Genomic DNA, 18,956 nt, shown 5'->3' on the forward strand with positions numbered 1-18,956 from the left:
TCATTGGATTTCCACGATCACGGGCGCGTACGCTTGCGAGCGACGAGCAACCGCGGGGAGTGCGCCATGGACAAAGAGACGATTTCAGCCGGCGAATTCGACTATGTGGTCGTCGGCGCGGGCACCGCGGGGTGCGTTCTTGCCGCGCGGCTCAGCGAGGACAGCAGCGCAAGCGTGCTGCTGATCGAGGCGGGCGGCAAGGACGATTATCACTGGATTCATGTTCCGGTCGGCTATTTGTACTGCATCGGCAACCCACGCACCGATTGGCTCTATCGCACCTGCGCCGAACCGGGCCTGAACGGGCGCGCATTATCGTATCCGCGCGGACGTGTGCTCGGCGGCTCGTCGTCGATCAACGGCATGATCTATATGCGCGGTCAGCGCGAGGACTATGACGAATGGGCGCGCATCACAGGCGACGCTTCATGGTCGTGGGATGCGGTTCTGCCGGTTTTCAAGCGCAGCGAAGATCACCACGCCGGCGGCGACACATGGCACGGCGTGGGCGGTCCCTGGCGCGTCGAGCGGCAACGCCTGAAGTGGAAAGTGCTCGAGGCATTTCACGAGGCCGCTCGGCAAGCGGGCATTCCCGCCACCGACGATTTCAATCGCGGGGACAACACCGGCGTCGGGTATTTCGAAGTCAATCAGAAGCGCGGCGTGCGCTGGAATGCCTCCAAGGCGTTTCTGCGGCCGGCGCTTGCTCGGCCCAATCTCACGATCGTCACCGATGCGCACGTGAATCGGCTCGTGTTCGAGGGCAGGCGGTGTGTCGGGGTGGCCTATCGGCGCGGCAGCCGCGGCAGTGACGGGGGAATGCGCGAGTTCGTCGCGCGTGCGCGCGGCGAGGTCGTCGTCGCAGCCGGTGCCGTCAATTCGCCGCAGCTGCTCGAGCTGTCGGGCATCGGCAATGGCGCGCGTCTTCAGCGGCTGGGTATCGGTGTCGTGCAGGATCTGCGGGGCGTCGGCGAGAACTTGCAGGATCACTTGCAGTTGCGCATGGCCTACCGCGTGCAAGGCGTACGCACGCTCAATACGCTGTCGGCCCACTGGTGGGGCAAGCTGTGGATCGCCGCGCAATATGCGTTCTCGCGCAGCGGCCCGATGTCGATGTCGCCTTCGCAGCTTGGCGCGTTCGCCAAGTCGTGCCCCGACGATGTGTCGATCACGCGTCCCGATATCGAATATCACGTGCAGCCGCTCTCGCTCGACCGCTTCGGCGAGCCGCTGCATCGCTTCAATGCGTTTACCGCATCGGCTTGCCATCTTCGGCCGACTTCGCGCGGCAGTATCCATATCCAATCGCCCGATGCGAGCACGCCGCCGCTCATTGCACCCAACTATCTGTCGACCGACTACGATCGCCATGTGGCCGCCAATGCACTGCGGCTCACGCGGCGCATCGTGGCTTCGCCCGCGCTCGCGCGCTACATGCCGCAGGAGATCATCCCGGGCATCGAATTCCAGACCGAGGACGAGCTCGTCAAGGCAGCCGGTGCGGTAGGCACGACGATCTTTCATCCGGTCGGAACCTGCCGCATGGGCGTCGCCGACGATCCCGCCGCTGTCGTCGATTCCCGTTTGCGCGTGATCGGGGTAGCGGGGCTGCGCGTTGTCGATGCGTCGGTGATGCCGACGATCACATCGGGCAACACGAATTCGCCGACATTGATGATCGCGGAGCGTGCGAGCGAGATGACGCGCCGACCGGCGAGCGGATCAAGGCATATCCGCAATTAATGCCGATCCACAGGTTGCGCCCGGTACAGCGGACGTATTGGCTGGCCAATTAGTCGGGCGTCTCACCGACGCGAAGACATAGCCCATAGCCAATGCACGGCGAGCGACGATGAAAACCTTTTCGGTGCAGCGGTGTTCGCTTCGTGAAAACCGGCCATTTGCGTTGGCGCAATGGCTAGAGTTCCCACTGTCGAAATCAAACAGTGCGGAGCTTCGCTGATGGGAAACGATATTGGACGGACTGGCCCCCGTGCGACGGGCGGAGGTGACGGTGAGCCGGCTCATCCGGTGAATCACCCTCCCGAAACACCGGCGCACGCGCCGACGCATCGTGCGAATAACGGTGCACTCGCAAAACTCCTCGGTCCGGTACGGGGAATCGGCGGTGCCATGCGCGGTCTGCGGGTTTCAGCAACAAAGGAGGAGGCACGCGCGGCCGCGTTGCGCGCAAAGACGCTCGATCGCGCGCGGCAGTCCTGGGGAGCAGCAACGATGGACGACGGCAGCTACGCTCAAATCCTGGACTCGATCGCGCGTTCGATCACATTCGACGGGCTGTTCGACGAACCGCCGCCGCTCGGCGAAGTTCCGGGCGGCGCCCGGAAGGGGGCGGTCGAGCATCCGGCCCATCGAGCCGTCGACCCGAGCAACGTCGAGGAGCTGCGGACGATATTTTCGGACATGCTGGCATTGTCATCGCACCTCCCCGCCCATAGCCAGCGTCACTGGCTCGCAGCGCTCGTCCGGATTGCCGGCATGCTGCCGCCTTCGCAAGGCGAGCAAAGCGAGCAACGCCAGGCGCTATCAGCTGCACGACAGGCATGGGACGGACGGAAACTCCGCGCCGCGCATTACGCGGAAATTCTTTCGATGCTCGGCCGAGGCGACGGTTCGTCCAATCCAAAGGTCGATCCGGGATTGCTCGCCGACATTTCCATCGAGTCCCTAAAATTGCCTGTCCCGGTCAGAGAGGCGCTCGCTCGCTCGCTGGAGCAGGCGGCCATTACGCCCGAACAGGAATAGGCCGGCGTTTCGTGTCCCGCATTACGTAAACAAACCTAAGTGCAAATCCCGATGAATGCGCTGCATCATTGGGGGGACAATTCCCGATGCCGCATGGTGCGGGGCCGACCTTCCCGCAATGATGCACCATGCCAAAAAATGGCGGGGCTTGCGTCTTGACACCCAAACCCCGTTCCGATGCGACGCGCCCACCCGGCGCGCGTGATAAAGCGGCGCAACGCCCAACTTCGGCATGGAAGGGGACATGATTCTCGGCGACACGATTCTCGAAACGCGCGGGCTCACCAAGGAATTCAAAGGATTCACGGCCGTGAACGGCGTGAACCTGCGCGTGCGCCGTGGCTCGATCCATGCGCTGATCGGCCCGAACGGCGCGGGCAAGACGACCTGCTTCAACCTGTTGACCAAGTTTCTCGAACCCAGCGCGGGCCAAATCGTTTTCAACCATGTCGATATCACGCGCGAGCGGCCCGCCCAGATTGCGCGGCGGGGCATCATTCGTTCGTTCCAGATATCGGCCGTGTTTCCGCATTTGACGGTCTTGCAGAATGTTCGCGTGGGTTTGCAGCGTACGCTCGGCACCGCATACCACTTCTGGCGCTCGGAGCGCACGTTGGAGGCGCTCGACGCGCAGGCCCACGATCTGCTGTCGCAAGTGGGTCTGACCGATTTTGCCGACACGCCGACCGTCGAGTTGTCGTACGGCCGCAAGCGCGCGCTCGAAATCGCGACGACGCTGGCCATGGAGCCGGAACTCATGCTGCTCGACGAGCCGACACAGGGCATGGGACACGAAGATGTCGATCGCGTGACCGCGCTCATCAAGAAGGTCTCGGCGGGCCGGACCATCCTCATGGTCGAGCACAACATGAACGTGATCGCGGGCATCTCCGATACGATCACGGTTTTGCAGCGCGGCGAGGTGCTGGCCGAAGGCAGCTATGCGGAAGTCTCGAAGAATCCGCTCGTGATGCAGGCGTACATGGGCAGCGCCGAGGCCGCCCTCACAGGGGCGCACGGATGAACCAGATGGCGCATCAAAACGTAGAAGCCGATGCGCGAGCGGCAGCCGCCGCGCCGCAGGGCACGCCCGCACTGACCATTGCGGGCCTGCAAGCGTGGTACGGCGAGTCGCACATCCTGCATGGCGTCGATCTCACGGTGAACCGCGGCGAAGTCGTGACGCTGCTTGGCCGCAACGGCGCAGGGCGCACCACGACGCTGCGCGCGATCATGGGCCTCACGGGGCGCCGTACAGGTTCGATACGCATCGGCGAGCGCGAGACGATCGGTTTGCCCACGCACAAGATCGCGCACTGCGGTGTCGGATACTGCCCCGAGGAACGCGGTATCTTTTCGAGCCTGTCCTGCGAAGAGAATCTGATCCTGCCGCCGCCGGTGGGCGCAGGCAAGGACGCGATGCCGATCGACGAGATCTACACGATGTTCCCGAACCTGAAGGAGCGGCGCGCAAGCCAGGGCACGCGGCTGTCGGGCGGGGAGCAGCAGATGCTGGCCGTGGCGCGTATCTTGCGCACCGGGGCGAACCTGCTGCTGCTCGACGAGATCTCCGAGGGGCTCGCGCCCGTCATCGTGCAGACATTGGCGCGCATGATCCTGACACTGAAGGCGCGCGGCTATACCATCGTCATGGTCGAGCAGAACTTTCGCTTCGCGGCACCGCTTGCGGACCGGTTCTATGTCATGGAACACGGCGGCATCGTCGAGCACTTCGAAGCGAGCGAGCTCGAACGCAAGATGCCCGTGCTGCACGATCTGCTCGGCGTTTAAGGCCCCACAAGCGTTTCCTTGCATGCGGCGCGGCGCGGCGCATGCGTCAAAATAGTTGCACGAACAACCATAAGCGAAGGAGATTCTGATGAGAAGCAGTTTGTTCGCAAGCACTGCACGCACACTCGCGCTGACCGCCACCGCGCTCGCCGCCGGGCTCGCGGCGCAGCAGGCTACCGCGGCTGAGACTCAAGTCACGATCGGTTTCGTCACCGATATGTCGGGACTGTATGCCGACATCGACGGCAAGGGTGGCGCGACGGCGATCCAGATGGCCATCGACGACTTCGGGGGCAAGGTCAATGGGTTGCCGATCAAGCTGCTGACCCAGGACCACCAGAACAAAGCCGACATCGCCGCTTCCGCAGCGCGCAAGTGGATCGACACCGAAGGTCTCGATATGCTGATCGGCGGGACGAACTCGGCGACCGCCTTGTCGATGGACGAGGTCATCAAGGAGAAGAAGCGGCCGTACTTCTCGATCGGCGCCGGCACCGATGCGCTGACGAACAAGCAGTGCACGCCCTATACGATCCACTACGCATACGACACGACCGCGCTCGCACGCGGTACGGGCTCCGCGATCGTGAAGCAGGGCTTCAAGACGTGGTACTTCCTGACGGCCGATTATGCGTTCGGCAAATCGCTGGACAAGAATACGACCGAGGTCGTCGAAAAGAACGGCGGGAAGGTGCTGGGTCATGCTTTCCATCCGCTCTCGGCCTCCGATTTCTCGTCGTTCCTGCTTCAGGCTCAGGCATCGAAGGCTCAGGTGCTCGGCTTGGCCAACGCGGGTGGCGACACCGTGAACTCGCTCAAGGCGGCGAAGGAGTTCGGCATCACGAAGACGATGAAGATCGCGGCACTGCTGATGTTCATCGACGATGTGCACAGCGTCGGGCTGCCGACGGCGCAAGGTCTGTTGTTGACGGACAGCTGGTATTGGGATCAGAACGCGAAGTCGCGCGAATGGGCCGAGAAGTACTTCAAGAAGACGGGCAAGATGCCTTCGAGCCTGCAAGCGGCCGACTACTCCGCGACGATGACTTATCTGAACGCCGTGAAGGCCGTCGGTTCGACCGATCCCGACAAGGTCATGGCTCAGTTGCACAAGCAGCCGATCGACGATTTCTATGCGAAGGGTACGGTGCGCCCCGACGGTGTCATGCAGCACGACATGTATCTGTTCCAGGTGAAGACGCCGGGCGAGTCGAAGAAGCCATGGGACTACTACATGCTGAAGGCGACGATCCCGGGCGACCAGGCGTTCGGTACGAAGGCGGAAACGCAGTGCGACCTCTGGAAGTAGACGTAGTGCGCGGCGCGCGATGACGATGCGCGCCGCGCTTTTCGCGCGCGGCTACCCTTTTTCGACGGCAGGTTAAATGGACATCTTCGGCATTCCGTTGCCCGCGATGCTGAGCCAGCTCTTGCTCGGGCTCGTCAACGGATCGTTCTACGCGATCCTGAGCCTGGGGCTGGCGGTCATCTTCGGCATGCTCAACGTGATCAACTTCGCGCACGGCGCGTTGTTCATGCTTGGCGCGATGCTCGCCTGGATGGGGTTCAACTATCTCGGCCTGCCCTACTGGGCGATGCTCGTGCTGGCGCCGCTCGTCGTGGGCGCGTTCGGTATCGTGGTCGAGCGCACGATGCTTCGCTGGCTCTACCGGCTCGACCATCTCTATGGTCTGCTGCTGACGTTCGGCCTCACGCTCGTCATCGAAGGGATATTCCGCTCGCTTTACGGTTCCTCGGGGCAGCCCTACGACGTTCCCGAGTTGCTTGCGGGCGCAACGAACGTCGGATTCATGTTGCTGCCGAACTATCGCGCATGGGTCGTGGTGGCTTCGCTCGTCGTTTGCTTCGTCACCTGGTTCGTCATCGAGAAGACGCGCATTGGCGCCTATCTGCGCGCGGGCACCGAAAACCCGAAGCTCGTCGAGGCATTCGGCGTGAACGTGCCGCTCATGATCACGCTCACGTACGGTTTCGGGGTGGCGCTCGCGGCTTTCGCGGGGGTGCTGGCGGCGCCCGTCATTCAGGTCTCGCCGCTGATGGGGCAATCGATGATCATCACCGTGTTCGCGGTCGTGGTGATCGGCGGCATGGGTTCGATCATGGGCTCGATCCTGACGGGTTTGATGCTCGGTGTCGTCGAAGGGTTCACGCGCGTGTTCTATCCGCAGGCCTCGTCCACTGTGGTCTTCGTCATCATGGCGCTCGTGCTGCTCGTGCGTCCCGCGGGTCTTTTCGGCAAGGAACGGTGATGCAGAGAAAAGCGCTCTATGGCCTGCTCTTCGCGGGCCTCCTGATCGCGCCGTGGGTCGGCGTCTATCCCGTGTTCGTCATGAAGGTGCTTTGCTTCGCGCTCTTCGCGGCGGCCTTCAATCTGCTGATCGGCTATACGGGGTTGCTGTCGTTCGGCCATGCGATGTTTCTTGCCACCGCCGGCTACGTCACGGGCTTCGCGATACAGTCGCTCGGCTTTCCTTCGCTCGTCGGTGTCATCGCCGGCACCGCGGCCGCGACGCTGCTGGGGTTCGTCGTCGGACTCTTTGCGATTCGGAGGCAGGGTATCTATTTCGCGATGGTCACGCTCGCCTTCGCGCAGATGATCTACTTCATCTATTTGCAGGCGCCGTTCACGCACGGCGAGGATGGCCTGCAAGGCGTGCCGCGCGGAACGTTGTTCAAGGCGATCGATCTGTCTTCCGATGTCGCGCTCTATTACCTCGTGCTCGTGGTCGTGACGCTCGCCTTTGCGCTGATCGTACGCATCGTTCATTCGCCGTTCGGACAACTGATGACGGCCATTCGCGAGAACGAGCCGCGGGCCGTTTCGCTCGGCTACGACACCGACCGCTTCAAGCTGCTCGCCTTCGTGCTCTCGGCCGGGCTCGCGGGCCTCGCGGGTTCGCTCAAAGTACTCGTGCTCGGCTTCGAGACGCTCAGCGATGCGCATTGGACGATGTCGGGGCTCGTCGTGCTGATGACGCTCGTTGGCGGGATGGGCACGCTGTTCGGGCCCGTCCTCGGTGCGACGATCATCATCACGCTCGAGGACCGGCTCGGCGATATCGGCGCGGTCCTCGCGTCGGCGACAGGCATCACCTGGTTCAACACGCTCGGCGAATCGACGACGATCGTCGTGGGCTTCATCTTCATCGTATGCGTACTCGCGTTCCGGCGCGGCATCGTCGGTGAGATCGTGTCCCGCGTGCGTATGCTGCGTGCGTGAGTGCGAAGTCAGTGCGTTTCGCGTGCGCAATGCGTATGAATCGCGCGCGAATGCACACCACTAGGGAAAGTGCTAGGTTGTCGCCCCAGACGGGGGCGTTTAATCTTCGTTCCAGTTCTGATGCACCGAATTTGCAGGTGGAGAACGAGGAGACAATCGAGGCACTCAGTGCCCGGACGAAGGCGCTGTTGGAGAGATCCAACAGCGCTTTTATTTTGCCGTTCGCTTTTCAGCACCGGCACGCGAGCTGCCGAGGCCGGTCGCCATTCGCATCGTTGCGTTTCGCCATCGAACGAAACGCACCGCTTTCCCCCCGTTTCCTTTTCTTTTCCAGCGCCGTCGCGCCAGTGTGGCCCGCGGTGCGGCAACGCTTGCGTGTTTTTGCCGCTGCGCGCCGCGCTTCACGCTACGATTGGCGTTTTTCTTTCGGTGTACGAATCGATTCAGATCGCCGGACAGACCGGCTACAACAACAACGCTTTCGAACGAAGCGTCTGGAGATCCGCAATGACGATGAAGCAGTGGGTATGTAACGGCACGATCGCGGCACTGGTCTGCGCCTGGGGTACCGCGTTCGCGCAGGTGAAAGTCGGCGTTGTCTTGTCCGCCACGGGGCCGGCGGCATCGCTCGGCATTCCCGAGAAAAACACCATCGAGCTGCTGCCGAAGGAAATCGGCGGCAAGAGCGTGCAGTACATCGTGCTCGACGATGCATCCGATACAACCAAGGCTGTTCAGGACGCGCATAAGCTCATCGACGAGGACCACGTCGACGTCATCGTCGGCTCGAGCACCACGCCGAACTCGATGGCCATGCTCGATGTCGTCTCCCAAGCGAAAACGCCGATGATCTCGATGGCCGCTTCGGCCAACATCGTGCAGCCCGTCGATGCCAAGCGCAGCTGGGCGTTCAAGACGCCGCAAAACGACAGTCTCATGGCCGATGCGATAGCAAGCTACATGCGCTCGCACGGGGTCAAGACGGTGGGCTTCATCGGCTTTACCGACGCCTATGGCGAAAGCTGGCATCAGGCGTTCACGAAAGCCGCGGGCGAACACGGGCTCAAGCTCGTCAGTGACGAGCGCTATGCCCGCACGGATACCTCGGTGACGGGGCAGGTGCTCAAGACCATCGGCGTGCGGCCCGATGCGGTGCTGATCGCGGCCTCGGGCACGCCGGCCGCGTTGCCGGCCAAGGAACTGAAGGCGCGCGGCTACACGGGCAAGGTCTATCAGACGCACGGCGTGGCGAACAACGATTTTCTGCGCGTGTGCGGTAAGGACTGCGACGGGGAAGTGCTGCCGGTCGGTCCGATCCTCGTAGCGGATCAACTGCCCGATGCGAACCCCGTGAAGAAGTCGGCGCTCGCTTATAAGAGCGCCTACGAAGGCAAGTACGGCGCCGGGTCGGTCGTCACGTTCGGCGGCCACGCGTGGGACGCGGGCCAGATGCTGCAGCAGGCGATCCCCGTCGCGCTGAAAAGCGCCCAACCCGGCACGCCGGAGTTCCGCGCGGCGTTGCGCACCGCGCTCGAAGGAATCAAAAGCCTGCCCGTTTCGCACGGCATCATGACGATTACCCCGACCGATCACAACGGCTTCGACAAGCGTGCACGCGTGATGGTGCAGATCGTCGATGGGAAGTGGAAGGTCGTCGGCGAATAGGTCGGGACAACGAAGCATGGATCTATCGATCGCGGCCATCCTGGCTCAGGATGGCGTGACGACGGGTGCCGTCTATGCGCTGCTCGCGCTGGCGCTCGTGCTTGTCTTTTCGGTGACGCGCGTCATCTTCATCCCGCAAGGGGAGTTCGTCTCCTACGGCGCACTCACGCTCGCGGCGCTGCAGGCAAACAAGTTGCCGCCCACGACGCTCCTGCTGATGGCGCTCGGCGCGGCATGCTTCGTCACGCAAGCGCTGGGGCTGCTGCGTCGGCCTGGCCGCACGCAGGGCATGATTCGCCATGTCGCGCTGCTTGCGGGCCGATATCTGATCTTTCCTTTGGCGGTCTATCTGGTCAACGTGCGTTTGAGCGCGCAGCCGATGCCGATGCTCGCGCAAGTGGCGTTGACGCTGCTTATCGTCGTGCCGATGGGGCCGTTCATTTACCGGCTAGCGTACGAGCCGATCGCGCAGGGCTCGACGCTGCTGCTCCTGATCGTTGCCGTCGCGGTGCACTTCGCGATGGTCGGGCTCGGTCTGTGGATGTTCGGCGCGGAAGGATCGCGCACGACGCCGTTCTCGGATGCGACATTCACGGTCGGCGCGCTGACGATGGCGGGGCAGAGCGTATGGGTCGTGCTGACGACGCTTGCGCTCATCGTCGCGCTGTACATCTATTTCGACCGCTCGATTTCAGGCAAGGCCTTGCGCGCCACCGCGGTGAACCGTCTGGGGGCGCGGCTCGTCGGCATCGGCACCGCGCAAGCCGGACGGCTCGCGTTCACGCTGGCAGCCGCACTCGGCGCCTTGTCGGGTGTGCTCGTCGCGCCGCTCACCACGATCTATTACGACTCGGGCTTCCTGATCGGCCTGAAGGGGTTCGTCGGGGCGATCATCGGCGGCCTCGTCAGCTATCCGCTCGCGGCCGCCGGCTCGCTGCTCGTCGGACTGCTCGAATCGTATTCGTCGTTCTGGGCGAGTGCTTACAAAGAGGTGATCGTGTTCACCGTCATCATCCCGGTACTGCTCTGGCGCAGCCTGGCAAGCCCGCACGTCGAAGAGGACGAAGACTGACATGACTGCGACGAGGCGCCCGGCCTGGCTCGCCAAGCCGTTCTGGTTCTTTCTCGTGGCGATCTTCGCGCTACCGGTGTTGCCGGGGCCGCTGAGTGCGCCGGAGTATTGGATCACGCTGCTCAACTACATCGGACTCTATTCGATCGTGGCCATCGGCCTCGTCTTGCTGACCGGCATCGGCGGCATGACGAGCTTCGGCCAGGCGGCGTTCGTCGGCGTGGGTGCCTACGCGAGTGCGTTTCTGACCACGCGGCTGGGCATCTCCCCGTGGGTGGCGCTCTTTGTCGGCATCGCGCTGACGGCGCTCGTCGCGTTCGTCATCGGCGCGGTCACGATGCGTCTATCGGGGCATTTCCTGCCGCTGGGGACCATCGCCTGGGGGCTCTCGCTGTATTACCTGTTCGGGAATCTGGAAGCGCTCGGCAAATACGACGGGATCAGCGGTATCCCGCCGCTCTCGCTGTTCGGCGTGTCGCTCGCTTCGGGCCGCAGCATCTACTACGTCATCTGGATCGTCGTGCTCGCAGCGGTACTCTCCGTGCAGAACTTGCTGAACAGCCGGCCCGGACGCGCCATCCGCGCGCTGCGCGGCGCCGGCACGATGGCGGAGGCCATGGGCGTCAATACGGCGTGGATGCGCGTCGTGATCTTCGTCTACTCGGCCGTGCTTGCCTCGATTTCCGGGTTTCTCTATGCGCATTTGCAGCGTGCGGTAAATCCCACGCCATTCGGGCTCAACCACGGCATCGAATATCTGTTCATGGCGGTCGTGGGCGGCGTAGCGCACGTCTGGGGTGCGATATTGGGCGCCGCCATCCTCACGATCCTCCAGGACTATTTGCAATCGATCCTGCCCGTGCTGCTCGGCCAAAGCGGCAATTTCGAAGTCATCGTATTCGGCATTCTCATGGTGCTGCTACTGCAGCATGCGCGGCAAGGCGTCTGGCCCTTCGTGGCACGGGCCTTCCCGAGGGCCCCGGCCGCGCGCGTGCCTGAACAGGCAGCAGTTTTGCCGCAACGCACAAAACCAAAGGCCGGTGAACCGTTGCTTGTCGTCGAGCGGGCGCGCAAGACGTTCGGCGGTCTCGTGGCCGTCGACGATGTCAGTTTCGAGGTGAGAGCGGGGCAGATCGTCGGACTCATCGGACCGAACGGCGCCGGAAAGTCGACCACGTTCAACCTCGTGACAGGCGTGTCGCCGGTGACGCACGGCACGATTCGGTTTGCGGGCGAACGCATCGATACGCTCAACGCGCGCGAAATCGTTCGGCGGGGGATCGGGCGCACGTTTCAGCACGTCAAGCTGCTGCCCGGGATGACCGTGCTCGAAAACGTTGCGATCGGCGCGCACTTGCGCGGATCGGCCGGCGTCTGGCGTAGCATCGCGCGGCTCAATCGCGCGGAGGAAGCGCGCCTGATGGCCGAGGCCGCGCGCCAGCTGGCGCGAGTCGGTCTGGAGGCGCACTTGTACGAGGAGGCAGGCAGCCTTTCGCTAGGGCAGCAGCGCATCCTGGAAATTGCACGTGCACTGTGCTGCGATCCGGCGCTGCTGCTGCTCGACGAGCCGGCGGCCGGCCTGCGATACCAGGAGAAGCAAAGACTCGCCGAGTTGCTGCGCAAATTGCAGGCGGAAGGCATGAGTGTGCTGCTCGTCGAACACGACATGGATTTCGTGATGAATCTTGCCGACCGGCTCGTGGTCATGGAATTCGGCACGCGCATCGCCGAAGGGCTGCCGCGGGATATTCAGAACGATCCAGCGGTCCTCGAGGCTTATCTCGGCGGAGTGGATTGACATGGACGCAACGATGGCTGGGCCGATCCTCGCTGTGGCGGGTTTATCGGTGCGCTACGGAAAAGTCGAAGCACTGCACGATGTCTCGATTGCCGTGTGGCCGGGGCAAATCGTCAGCGTGATCGGTCCCAACGGTGCGGGTAAGTCGACGCTGCTCAATGCGATCATGGGTGCGCTGCCGCTGACGGGCCACTCGGCGGGCGAGTTGCGGTATCGCGATGCCGACGTGACGAGTTTGCCCATCGAAGCCCGCGTTGCGCTCGGCCTATGCCTCGTTCCGGAAAAGCGCGAGCTGTTTTCGACGATGTCGGTGGAGGACAACCTCGTGCTGGGCGCCTATCGGCGCAAGCGCGCAGGCGAGCGGAATTTTCTCGATCAGCTCGAACCGGTCTTTGCACTTTTTCCGCGGCTGAAAGAGCGACGTCGGCAAGCCGCGGGCACGCTTTCCGGCGGCGAGCGGCAGATGCTGGCGCTCGGTCGTGCATTGATGGGCAAACCCGATCTGCTCATGCTCGACGAACCGAGTCTTGGGCTCGCGCCGCTCATCGTCAAGGAAATCTTCCACGTCGTCAGCGCGCTCAGGCAGACGGGCGTCGCCATACTGCTGATCGAACAGAACGCGCGCGCGGCGCTGCAGATCTCGGACTATGGCTACGTGCTGGAGACGGGCGAGGTCGTCTTGGAAGGGGCGGCGGCGGAGCTGGCCGCCAATCCGCAGATCATCGAGACTTATCTGGGGCTCGCCAGAAAGAGGGCGTGACGACGGGGGGCGAAATGCGGGGGCTGTTTCACGTGAAACAACGCTTGGCTTCGCCTCTATAAACCCGCGTCGACAGGCCATAGCCCCGAGAACGCGAATCGCGATCCTCCCGAACCCGTTATAATTTCGCGCATCTCCGCTCTCGAATGGCCCGCGCGCGTTCTCGTCGCGGGATCCACAATGCTTTATCCCACTGAATTTGACGTCATCGTTGTCGGCGGCGGTCATGCCGGCACGGAGGCCGCTTTGGCCTCCGCGCGCATGGGCGCAAAGACGCTGCTGTTGACCCACAACATCGAAACGCTCGGTCAGATGAGCTGCAATCCGTCGATCGGCGGTATTGGCAAAGGCCATCTGGTCAAGGAAGTCGACGCGCTCGGCGGCGCAATGGCGGCCGCAACCGATGAGGCCGGGATTCAATTCCGCATTCTCAACTCGTCGAAAGGGCCTGCCGTACGCGCGACGCGCGCGCAAGCCGACCGCCTCTTGTACAAACAGGCGATCCGCCATCGGCTCGAGAATCAGCCGAATTTGAGTCTGTTTCAGCAGGCGGTCGAGGATTTGATCGTGGAGGGCGACCGCGTGGTCGGCGCCGTGACGCAAGTCGGCATTCGTTTCCGCGCGCGTGCGGTGGTGTTGACGGCCGGTACGTTCCTCGACGGCAAGATTCACGTCGGCCTCAATCATTACACCGGAGGCCGCGCCGGCGATCCTGCCGCCGTATCGCTGTCCGCCCGGCTCAAGGAATTGAAGCTGCCGCAAGGGCGGTTGAAGACGGGGACGCCCCCGCGTATCGACGGCCGTACGATCGACTTTTCCGTGCTGGAAGAGCAGCCCGGGGATCTCGATCCGGTCCCTGTCTTCTCGTTTCTGGGCCGAGCAGAACAACATCCGCGTCAGGTGCCGTGCTGGGTCACGCATACGAACGAGCAGACGCACGAGATCATTCGTGGCGGCTTGGCCCGGTCACCGATGTATACCGGGGTCATTGAAGGCGTGGGCCCGCGCTACTGCCCGTCGATCGAGGACAAGATCCATCGATTTGCGACGAAGGCTTCTCATCAGATCTTTCTAGAGCCCGAGGGGCTGACGACGAACGAGTTTTATCCCAACGGTATTTCGACGAGCCTGCCGTTCGACGTTCAGTTGGCGCTCGTCCGTTCGATGCGTGGCCTGGAGAACGCGCATATCCTTCGGCCCGGCTATGCCATCGAGTACGACTACTTCGATCCGCGCGGGCTGAAAGCGTCGCTCGAAACGAAAGCGATCAAAGGGTTGTTCTTCGCCGGTCAGATCAACGGCACCACAGGCTACGAGGAGGCGGCGGCGCAGGGTTTGCTCGCCGGCATCAATGCGGGACGCCATGTGCAGGAGAAAGACGCCTGGAGCCCGCGGCGCGATGAGGCCTATCTAGGGGTCCTCGTCGACGATCTGGTCACACGCGGTGTGTCGGAGCCGTATCGGATGTTCACGAGCCGGGCCGAATATCGTCTGAGCCTTCGCGAAGACAATGCCGATATGCGCCTGACCGAGATCGGACGCGAGCTCGGCGTCGTCGACGATGCACGCTGGGAGGCGTTCTCTCGCAAGCGGGATGCTGTTTCACGTGAAACAGAACGTCTGAGGATGACCTGGGTGAATCCGAAGACGCTGTCCGCGGCCGAGGCGACCGCGCTGCTCGGCAAGCCGATCGATCACGAGTACAGCTTGGCGGACCTGCTGCGCCGCCCGGGCGTCAGTTACGCAGGCATCTGTGCGCTGCGCGAGGGTGGGTGCGGGCCGGATGCGCCGCTGGCCGACGATCGGGTCCTGCTTGCGCAGATCGAGGAGCAGATCGAGATCGGCATCAAGTACCAGGGCTATATCGATCGCCAAGCCGACGAGATCGAGCGCAACGAGGCGAACGAAAACACGCGCCTGCCGGATCGCATCGACTACGCGGCTGTGCGCGGCCTATCGTTCGAGGCGCGTCAAAAGCTCGAGCAATTCCGGCCGGAAACGATCGGCCAGGCATCGCGCATCTCGGGCATTACGCCGGCGACGATCTCCCTGCTGATGGTTCATCTGAAGAAAGGGCTTGGCCGGCGGCCGGAGCCTGTGACTCACGACGATGGCGGCCCGAACGCCGCGTCGCCGGCGCGATGACGTCATCGCGCAAGGGAGCGGGGCAGACGCTGGATCGAGACACGTTGCGCAGCCTGCTGGATTCGGGGGTGGCGAAGCTTGGTTTGGCGTTGTCCGGCGAGCAGTCCGAGCGGTTGCTCGATTACCTGGGCCTGCTGTCGAAGTGGAACGCCGTCTACAACCTCACGGCGATACGCGACCCGCGGCAGATGCTGATCCAACACGTCCTGGACTCGCTTTCGGTCGCGCCGCATCTTGCCGCGCACGCCGGCGACAGCATCCTCGATGTGGGATCGGGCGGCGGCTTGCCCGGCATCGTCCTCGCGATCGTCTTTCCCGAACGGGCCGTTACCTTGAACGATATCGTTCAAAAGAAAACGGCGTTTCAGGCGCAGGTGAAGGCGGAGCTGAAACTCTCCAACGTCTCGGTCGTGACGGGCAGGGTGGAAACGCTGCGTCCGGGCGTGGAAGTCGCGGGAAAATTCGACGCGATCGTCTCCCGTGCGTTCGCAGAGCTCTCCGATTTCGTTACACTTGCGCGGCACCTCGTCAGCGAGCGAGGGTCGATCTGGGCCATGAAAGGTGTGCGTCCCGATGCCGAGATTGCGCGGCTGCCGGCGGATGTTCGCGTGGCGCAGATCGTTCGGCTAGACGTGCCGCTGCTCGACGCCGAGCGGCACTTGGTCGAGATCGTGCCCGAGCCCATGCCTCGGACGATCGCTCCGCTTATCACGCTTAGGACCCAATAAACGATGGCAAAAATCTTCTGCGTCGCGAATCAGAAGGGCGGCGTCGGCAAGACGACGACGGCGGTCAACCTTGCCGCGAGTCTCGTATCGCAGGGGCAACGGGTATTGCTGATCGATCTCGATCCGCAAGGCAACGCGACGATGGGTAGCGGCATCGACAAGGCGAAATGCGAGAGCACCGTCTACGAGGTGCTTGTCGATGGGGTCTCGGTGGCCGATGCGCGGCTCAAACCCGAGGCGGTCGCTTACGACGTGCTGCCCGCGAACCGCGAACTCGCGGGGGCGGAAATCGAGCTCGTCGGCGTCGAAAATCGCGAGAAGCAGTTGAAGGAGGCGATTGCACTGGTCGCCGACGACTACGACTTCGTTCTCATCGATTGCCCGCCCGCGCTGTCGCTGCTGACGCTGAACGGCTTATGTGCGGCGCACGGCGTGGTCATCCCGATGCAGTGCGAATACTTCGCGCTCGAAGGGTTGTCCGACCTCGTCAATACGATCAAGCAGGTCCATGCGAACCTGAACCGCGATTTGAAGGTGATCGGCTTGCTGCGCGTCATGTTCGATCCGCGTATCACGCTGCAGCAGCAGGTTTCGGATCAATTGAAGGAACATTTCGGCGACAAGGTGTTCGATGTCGTCATCCCACGCAATGTTCGCCTTGCAGAGGCGCCGAGCTATGGGCTGCCGGGCGTCGTCTTCGACCGCGCTTCGCGCGGGGCGCAGGCCTACGTGCAGTTCGGTGCGGAGATGATTGAACGCGTGCGCGGGCTCTGAGCCGCGATACGGAATGCAGACGAGGAAGCGAAATGAATGCAGTAGCGAAGAAGAAAGGGTTGGGGCGAGGTCTAGAGGCGCTGCTCGGCGGCAGTCCTGACATCGCCGCGGCGGTCAAAAGCGAAGCCGCGCCGCATGTGCTGCCGCTCAGTCGCCTGCAGGCGGGCAAGTATCAGCCGCGTACCCGCATGGACGAGGGCAGCCTCCAGGAGCTCGCGGCGAGCATTCGCGCGCAAGGTCTGATGCAGCCGATTCTCGTGCGCCCTGTCTCGGCGGAGAAGTACGAAATCATTGCGGGCGAGCGGCGATTCCGCGCTGCGCACCTGGCCGGGCTCGACGAGGTGCCGGTGCTCGTCAAGAGCGTGCCCGATCAGGCCGCGGCGGCCATGGCGCTCATCGAGAACATCCAGCGCGAAGATCTGAATCCGCTCGAAGAAGCGCAGGGCATCCAACGGTTGCTCGATGAATTCAATTTCACGCACGAGCAAGCGGCCGAATCGGTCGGACGCTCGCGCAGTGCTGTCTCGAACCTGTTGCGGCTGCTCAATCTGGCTGCACCGGTTCAAACGATGCTGTTGGCCGGCGATCTCGACATGGGGCATGCGCGTGCACTGCTGGCCGTGGACGCTGCGACGCAAATCACGCTCGCCAACCAGGTCGTGAACAAGCAGATGTCGGTGCGGGAGACGGAGCGGCTCGTCAACGTGACGACCAAAGCGGCACCGACGGTGAAAGCGCGCGCGAGTCAGGACGGCGGCCGCGACACGCGCCGGCTCGAAGAGGAACTATCCGATCTGCTCGCGTCCGCCGTGAAAATCAAACTGGGCCGCCGCGGACGCGGTCAAGTGCAGATCGAATTCGGCAGCCTCGACGCGCTCGAAGGCATCCTCGCGCGTTTGCGCGGTAACGCCAGCGCATGAGTTCGGCCGAGAAGCCTCGCGGCGCCGGGATGCCCGGTTTGCGCAAAATAGTCGGATTTGTTGCAAGCGAGCCAGTCCTGGCCATTCTCGTCGCGGCGCTCGTTCTGCTGCAATCTCTGCATCCGCAGGCGTGGCGCGCATTGCCCGGGCTCGTCGACTGGCCCACCGTTCAGACGCTCGCGGGCCTGCTGATTCTGACGAAAGCCGTGGAACTGTCGGGTTTTCTGATGTGGCTCGCGCATCGCGTCGTCCACCACGTGCATTCGGAGCGCGGTCTCGCCGGCCTCGTGATTGCGTTGGCAGCGGGGCTCTCGATGCTCGTGACGAACGACGTCGCGCTGTTCGTCGTCGTTCCGCTCGTGCTGTCGCTGAACCGGCTGACACCGCTGCCGGTCAAGCGGCTTGCGATTTTCACGGCGCTGGCGGTCAACGCCGGCTCGATCCTGACGCCGCTCGGCAATCCGCAAAACCTGTTTCTGTGGCAGACCAGCGGCGTTTCGTTCGGCGCTTTCGTCGATGCGCTGTTGCCGCTTTGCGCCGCATTGACCGCCATGCTGTATGCGGTCGCGTTTTTCGCCTTCGAACCGCGCCCACTCGATTTGTCGCGCGATGCGGCGACACAACCGGTCGATCGTGCGTACGCCGGGACGGCGGGGCTGCTTTTCGTGGCGTTCGTGCTGCTGGCCGATTCGCATCACGCCGCGATCGGGGTGGCCGCCATCGCACTGGGCTTTCTTCTCTGGCGCCGCGACGCCGTGCTGAAGATCGACTGGCCGCTCCTGCTGATCTTCGTGCTGATGTTCATCGTCCTGCGCAGCGTGGCGGCGCTGCCATCGATCAAGGCGACCATCGCTGCCATCGGCATCGATACACCCCTGCGCGCTTTTGTCGCAGGCTCCGTGTTATCGCAAGGTATCAGCAATGTTCCGGCGGCCATCATGCTGGCGGAGTTCACGCATGACTGGCGCGCGCTGGCGTTCGGTGTCAGCGTCGGCGGGTTCGGTCTCGGCATCGGCTCGCTCGCGAACCTCATTGCGATCCGGCTCGCCAAGGAGCGCGGCGCCTGGACCGCGTTCCATCTGTTGTCGATCCCGTTCTGGATCGTAGCAACGGCGTTCGGCGCCTGGCTCGTGCGCTGACATCTGCTGAGATCGAGCCCGCGCGCCACTTGCAGCCGCCTTGCAACGGGCATTCAACCGGGCAGTGTCCGCCGCCGCGCGAGCGGTCGCCCGGACACCGTTCGCGCCATCTTGCCGTTCGACCTAAAGTCTTGAATCGCCTGCGAGTATCGCTTAC

At 63.3% G+C, this 18,956-nt stretch carries 17 protein-coding genes; all 17 read left to right on the forward strand.

The features are described from left to right. Window positions 1-66: 66 nt before the first annotated feature. The gene (locus tag GWC77_RS14330) at window positions 67-1,743 is read left to right on the forward strand and encodes a GMC family oxidoreductase (RefSeq protein ID WP_173257815.1); all 1,677 of its coding nucleotides are present in this window, start codon (window positions 67-69) and stop codon (window positions 1,741-1,743) included. 219 nt (window positions 1,744-1,962) lie between these two features. After that, complete coding sequence (locus GWC77_RS14335) at window positions 1,963-2,766, forward strand: hypothetical protein (protein WP_173257817.1); 804 nt, start codon at window positions 1,963-1,965, stop codon at window positions 2,764-2,766. 244 nt (window positions 2,767-3,010) lie between these two features. Continuing rightward, the gene (locus tag GWC77_RS14340) at window positions 3,011-3,790 is read left to right on the forward strand and encodes an ABC transporter ATP-binding protein (RefSeq protein ID WP_173257819.1); all 780 of its coding nucleotides are present in this window, start codon (window positions 3,011-3,013) and stop codon (window positions 3,788-3,790) included. A 5-nt stretch (window positions 3,791-3,795) separates the two neighbouring features. Continuing rightward, window positions 3,796-4,557 carry an ABC transporter ATP-binding protein gene (locus GWC77_RS14345; RefSeq protein WP_173257821.1) on the forward strand — a complete coding sequence of 254 codons (762 nt, stop codon included), beginning with the start codon at window positions 3,796-3,798 and terminating at the stop codon, window positions 4,555-4,557. An 88-nt stretch (window positions 4,558-4,645) separates the two neighbouring features. Next, on the forward strand, window positions 4,646-5,866 hold the full coding sequence (locus GWC77_RS14350) for an ABC transporter substrate-binding protein (protein WP_173257823.1): 1,221 nt from the start codon (window positions 4,646-4,648) through the stop codon (window positions 5,864-5,866). A 76-nt stretch (window positions 5,867-5,942) separates the two neighbouring features. Then, window positions 5,943-6,827 carry a branched-chain amino acid ABC transporter permease gene (locus GWC77_RS14355; protein ID WP_173257825.1) on the forward strand — a complete coding sequence of 295 codons (885 nt, stop codon included), beginning with the start codon at window positions 5,943-5,945 and terminating at the stop codon, window positions 6,825-6,827. Continuing rightward, window positions 6,827-7,798, forward strand: coding sequence for a branched-chain amino acid ABC transporter permease (locus GWC77_RS14360; protein WP_173257827.1), 972 nt, complete (start codon window positions 6,827-6,829; stop codon window positions 7,796-7,798). Before GWC77_RS14355 ends, GWC77_RS14360 begins: the two co-directional genes overlap by 1 nt. Window positions 7,799-7,875: 77 nt before the next feature. Next, entirely contained in the window at window positions 7,876-8,331 is a 456-nt protein-coding gene (locus tag GWC77_RS14365) for a hypothetical protein (RefSeq protein ID WP_173257829.1), read from the forward strand. After that, a complete protein-coding gene (locus tag GWC77_RS14370; RefSeq protein WP_173257831.1) occupies window positions 8,306-9,463 on the forward strand; it encodes an ABC transporter substrate-binding protein in 1,158 nt (385 codons plus the stop codon). Before GWC77_RS14365 ends, GWC77_RS14370 begins: the two co-directional genes overlap by 26 nt. Window positions 9,464-9,479: 16 nt before the next feature. After that, a complete protein-coding gene (locus tag GWC77_RS14375; RefSeq protein WP_173257832.1) occupies window positions 9,480-10,535 on the forward strand; it encodes a branched-chain amino acid ABC transporter permease in 1,056 nt (351 codons plus the stop codon). Window position 10,536: 1 nt separating this feature from the next. Then, window positions 10,537-12,333, forward strand: a complete 1,797-nt coding sequence (locus GWC77_RS14380) for an ATP-binding cassette domain-containing protein (protein ID WP_173257834.1) — start codon at window positions 10,537-10,539, stop codon at window positions 12,331-12,333. A 1-nt stretch (window position 12,334) separates the two neighbouring features. Continuing rightward, window positions 12,335-13,093, forward strand: a complete 759-nt coding sequence (locus GWC77_RS14385) for an ABC transporter ATP-binding protein (RefSeq protein WP_173257836.1) — start codon at window positions 12,335-12,337, stop codon at window positions 13,091-13,093. 180 nt (window positions 13,094-13,273) lie between these two features. Continuing rightward, the gene (gene mnmG, locus GWC77_RS14390) at window positions 13,274-15,238 is read left to right on the forward strand and encodes a tRNA uridine-5-carboxymethylaminomethyl(34) synthesis enzyme MnmG (RefSeq protein WP_173257838.1); all 1,965 of its coding nucleotides are present in this window, start codon (window positions 13,274-13,276) and stop codon (window positions 15,236-15,238) included. Next, window positions 15,235-15,966: a 16S rRNA (guanine(527)-N(7))-methyltransferase RsmG gene (gene rsmG / locus GWC77_RS14395; RefSeq protein ID WP_173257840.1), complete on the forward strand. Its 732-nt coding sequence runs from the start codon at window positions 15,235-15,237 to the stop codon at window positions 15,964-15,966. Before mnmG ends, rsmG begins: the two co-directional genes overlap by 4 nt. Window positions 15,967-15,969: 3 nt before the next feature. Further along, window positions 15,970-16,740: a ParA family protein gene (locus tag GWC77_RS14400; protein WP_173257842.1), complete on the forward strand. Its 771-nt coding sequence runs from the start codon at window positions 15,970-15,972 to the stop codon at window positions 16,738-16,740. Window positions 16,741-16,772: 32 nt separating this feature from the next. Then, a complete protein-coding gene (locus tag GWC77_RS14405) occupies window positions 16,773-17,660 on the forward strand; it encodes a ParB/RepB/Spo0J family partition protein (RefSeq protein WP_173257843.1) in 888 nt (295 codons plus the stop codon). Between the two features lie 29 nt (window positions 17,661-17,689). Further along, window positions 17,690-18,799, forward strand: coding sequence for an SLC13 family permease (locus tag GWC77_RS14410; RefSeq protein ID WP_254366967.1), 1,110 nt, complete (start codon window positions 17,690-17,692; stop codon window positions 18,797-18,799). Window positions 18,800-18,956 lie beyond the last annotated feature (157 nt).

The sequence above is a fragment of the Paraburkholderia sp. NMBU_R16 genome (assembly GCF_013282575.1).
Taxonomy (GTDB): Bacteria; Pseudomonadota; Gammaproteobacteria; order Burkholderiales; family Burkholderiaceae; genus Trinickia.

What these genes read in the sequence shown, in the direction of transcription:
- GWC77_RS14370 (WP_173257831.1), top strand. Translation starts at nt 8,306, where the DNA reads ATGACGATGAAGCAGTGGGTATGTAACGGCACGATCGCGGCACTGGTC.
- GWC77_RS14410 (WP_254366967.1), top strand. Translation starts at nt 17,690, where the DNA reads ATGCCCGGTTTGCGCAAAATAGTCGGATTTGTTGCAAGCGAGCCAGTC.
- GWC77_RS14405 (WP_173257843.1), top strand. Translation starts at nt 16,773, where the DNA reads ATGAATGCAGTAGCGAAGAAGAAAGGGTTGGGGCGAGGTCTAGAGGCG.
- GWC77_RS14375 (WP_173257832.1), top strand. Translation starts at nt 9,480, where the DNA reads ATGGATCTATCGATCGCGGCCATCCTGGCTCAGGATGGCGTGACGACG.
- GWC77_RS14380 (WP_173257834.1), top strand. Translation starts at nt 10,537, where the DNA reads ATGACTGCGACGAGGCGCCCGGCCTGGCTCGCCAAGCCGTTCTGGTTC.
- GWC77_RS14340 (WP_173257819.1), top strand. Translation starts at nt 3,011, where the DNA reads ATGATTCTCGGCGACACGATTCTCGAAACGCGCGGGCTCACCAAGGAA.
- GWC77_RS14345 (WP_173257821.1), top strand. Translation starts at nt 3,796, where the DNA reads ATGGCGCATCAAAACGTAGAAGCCGATGCGCGAGCGGCAGCCGCCGCG.
- mnmG (WP_173257838.1), top strand. Translation starts at nt 13,274, where the DNA reads ATGCTTTATCCCACTGAATTTGACGTCATCGTTGTCGGCGGCGGTCAT.
- rsmG (WP_173257840.1), top strand. Translation starts at nt 15,235, where the DNA reads ATGACGTCATCGCGCAAGGGAGCGGGGCAGACGCTGGATCGAGACACG.
- GWC77_RS14355 (WP_173257825.1), top strand. Translation starts at nt 5,943, where the DNA reads ATGGACATCTTCGGCATTCCGTTGCCCGCGATGCTGAGCCAGCTCTTG.
- GWC77_RS14335 (WP_173257817.1), top strand. Translation starts at nt 1,963, where the DNA reads ATGGGAAACGATATTGGACGGACTGGCCCCCGTGCGACGGGCGGAGGT.
- GWC77_RS14330 (WP_173257815.1), top strand. Translation starts at nt 67, where the DNA reads ATGGACAAAGAGACGATTTCAGCCGGCGAATTCGACTATGTGGTCGTC.
- GWC77_RS14400 (WP_173257842.1), top strand. Translation starts at nt 15,970, where the DNA reads ATGGCAAAAATCTTCTGCGTCGCGAATCAGAAGGGCGGCGTCGGCAAG.
- GWC77_RS14350 (WP_173257823.1), top strand. Translation starts at nt 4,646, where the DNA reads ATGAGAAGCAGTTTGTTCGCAAGCACTGCACGCACACTCGCGCTGACC.
- GWC77_RS14360 (WP_173257827.1), top strand. Translation starts at nt 6,827, where the DNA reads ATGCAGAGAAAAGCGCTCTATGGCCTGCTCTTCGCGGGCCTCCTGATC.
- GWC77_RS14385 (WP_173257836.1), top strand. Translation starts at nt 12,335, where the DNA reads ATGGACGCAACGATGGCTGGGCCGATCCTCGCTGTGGCGGGTTTATCG.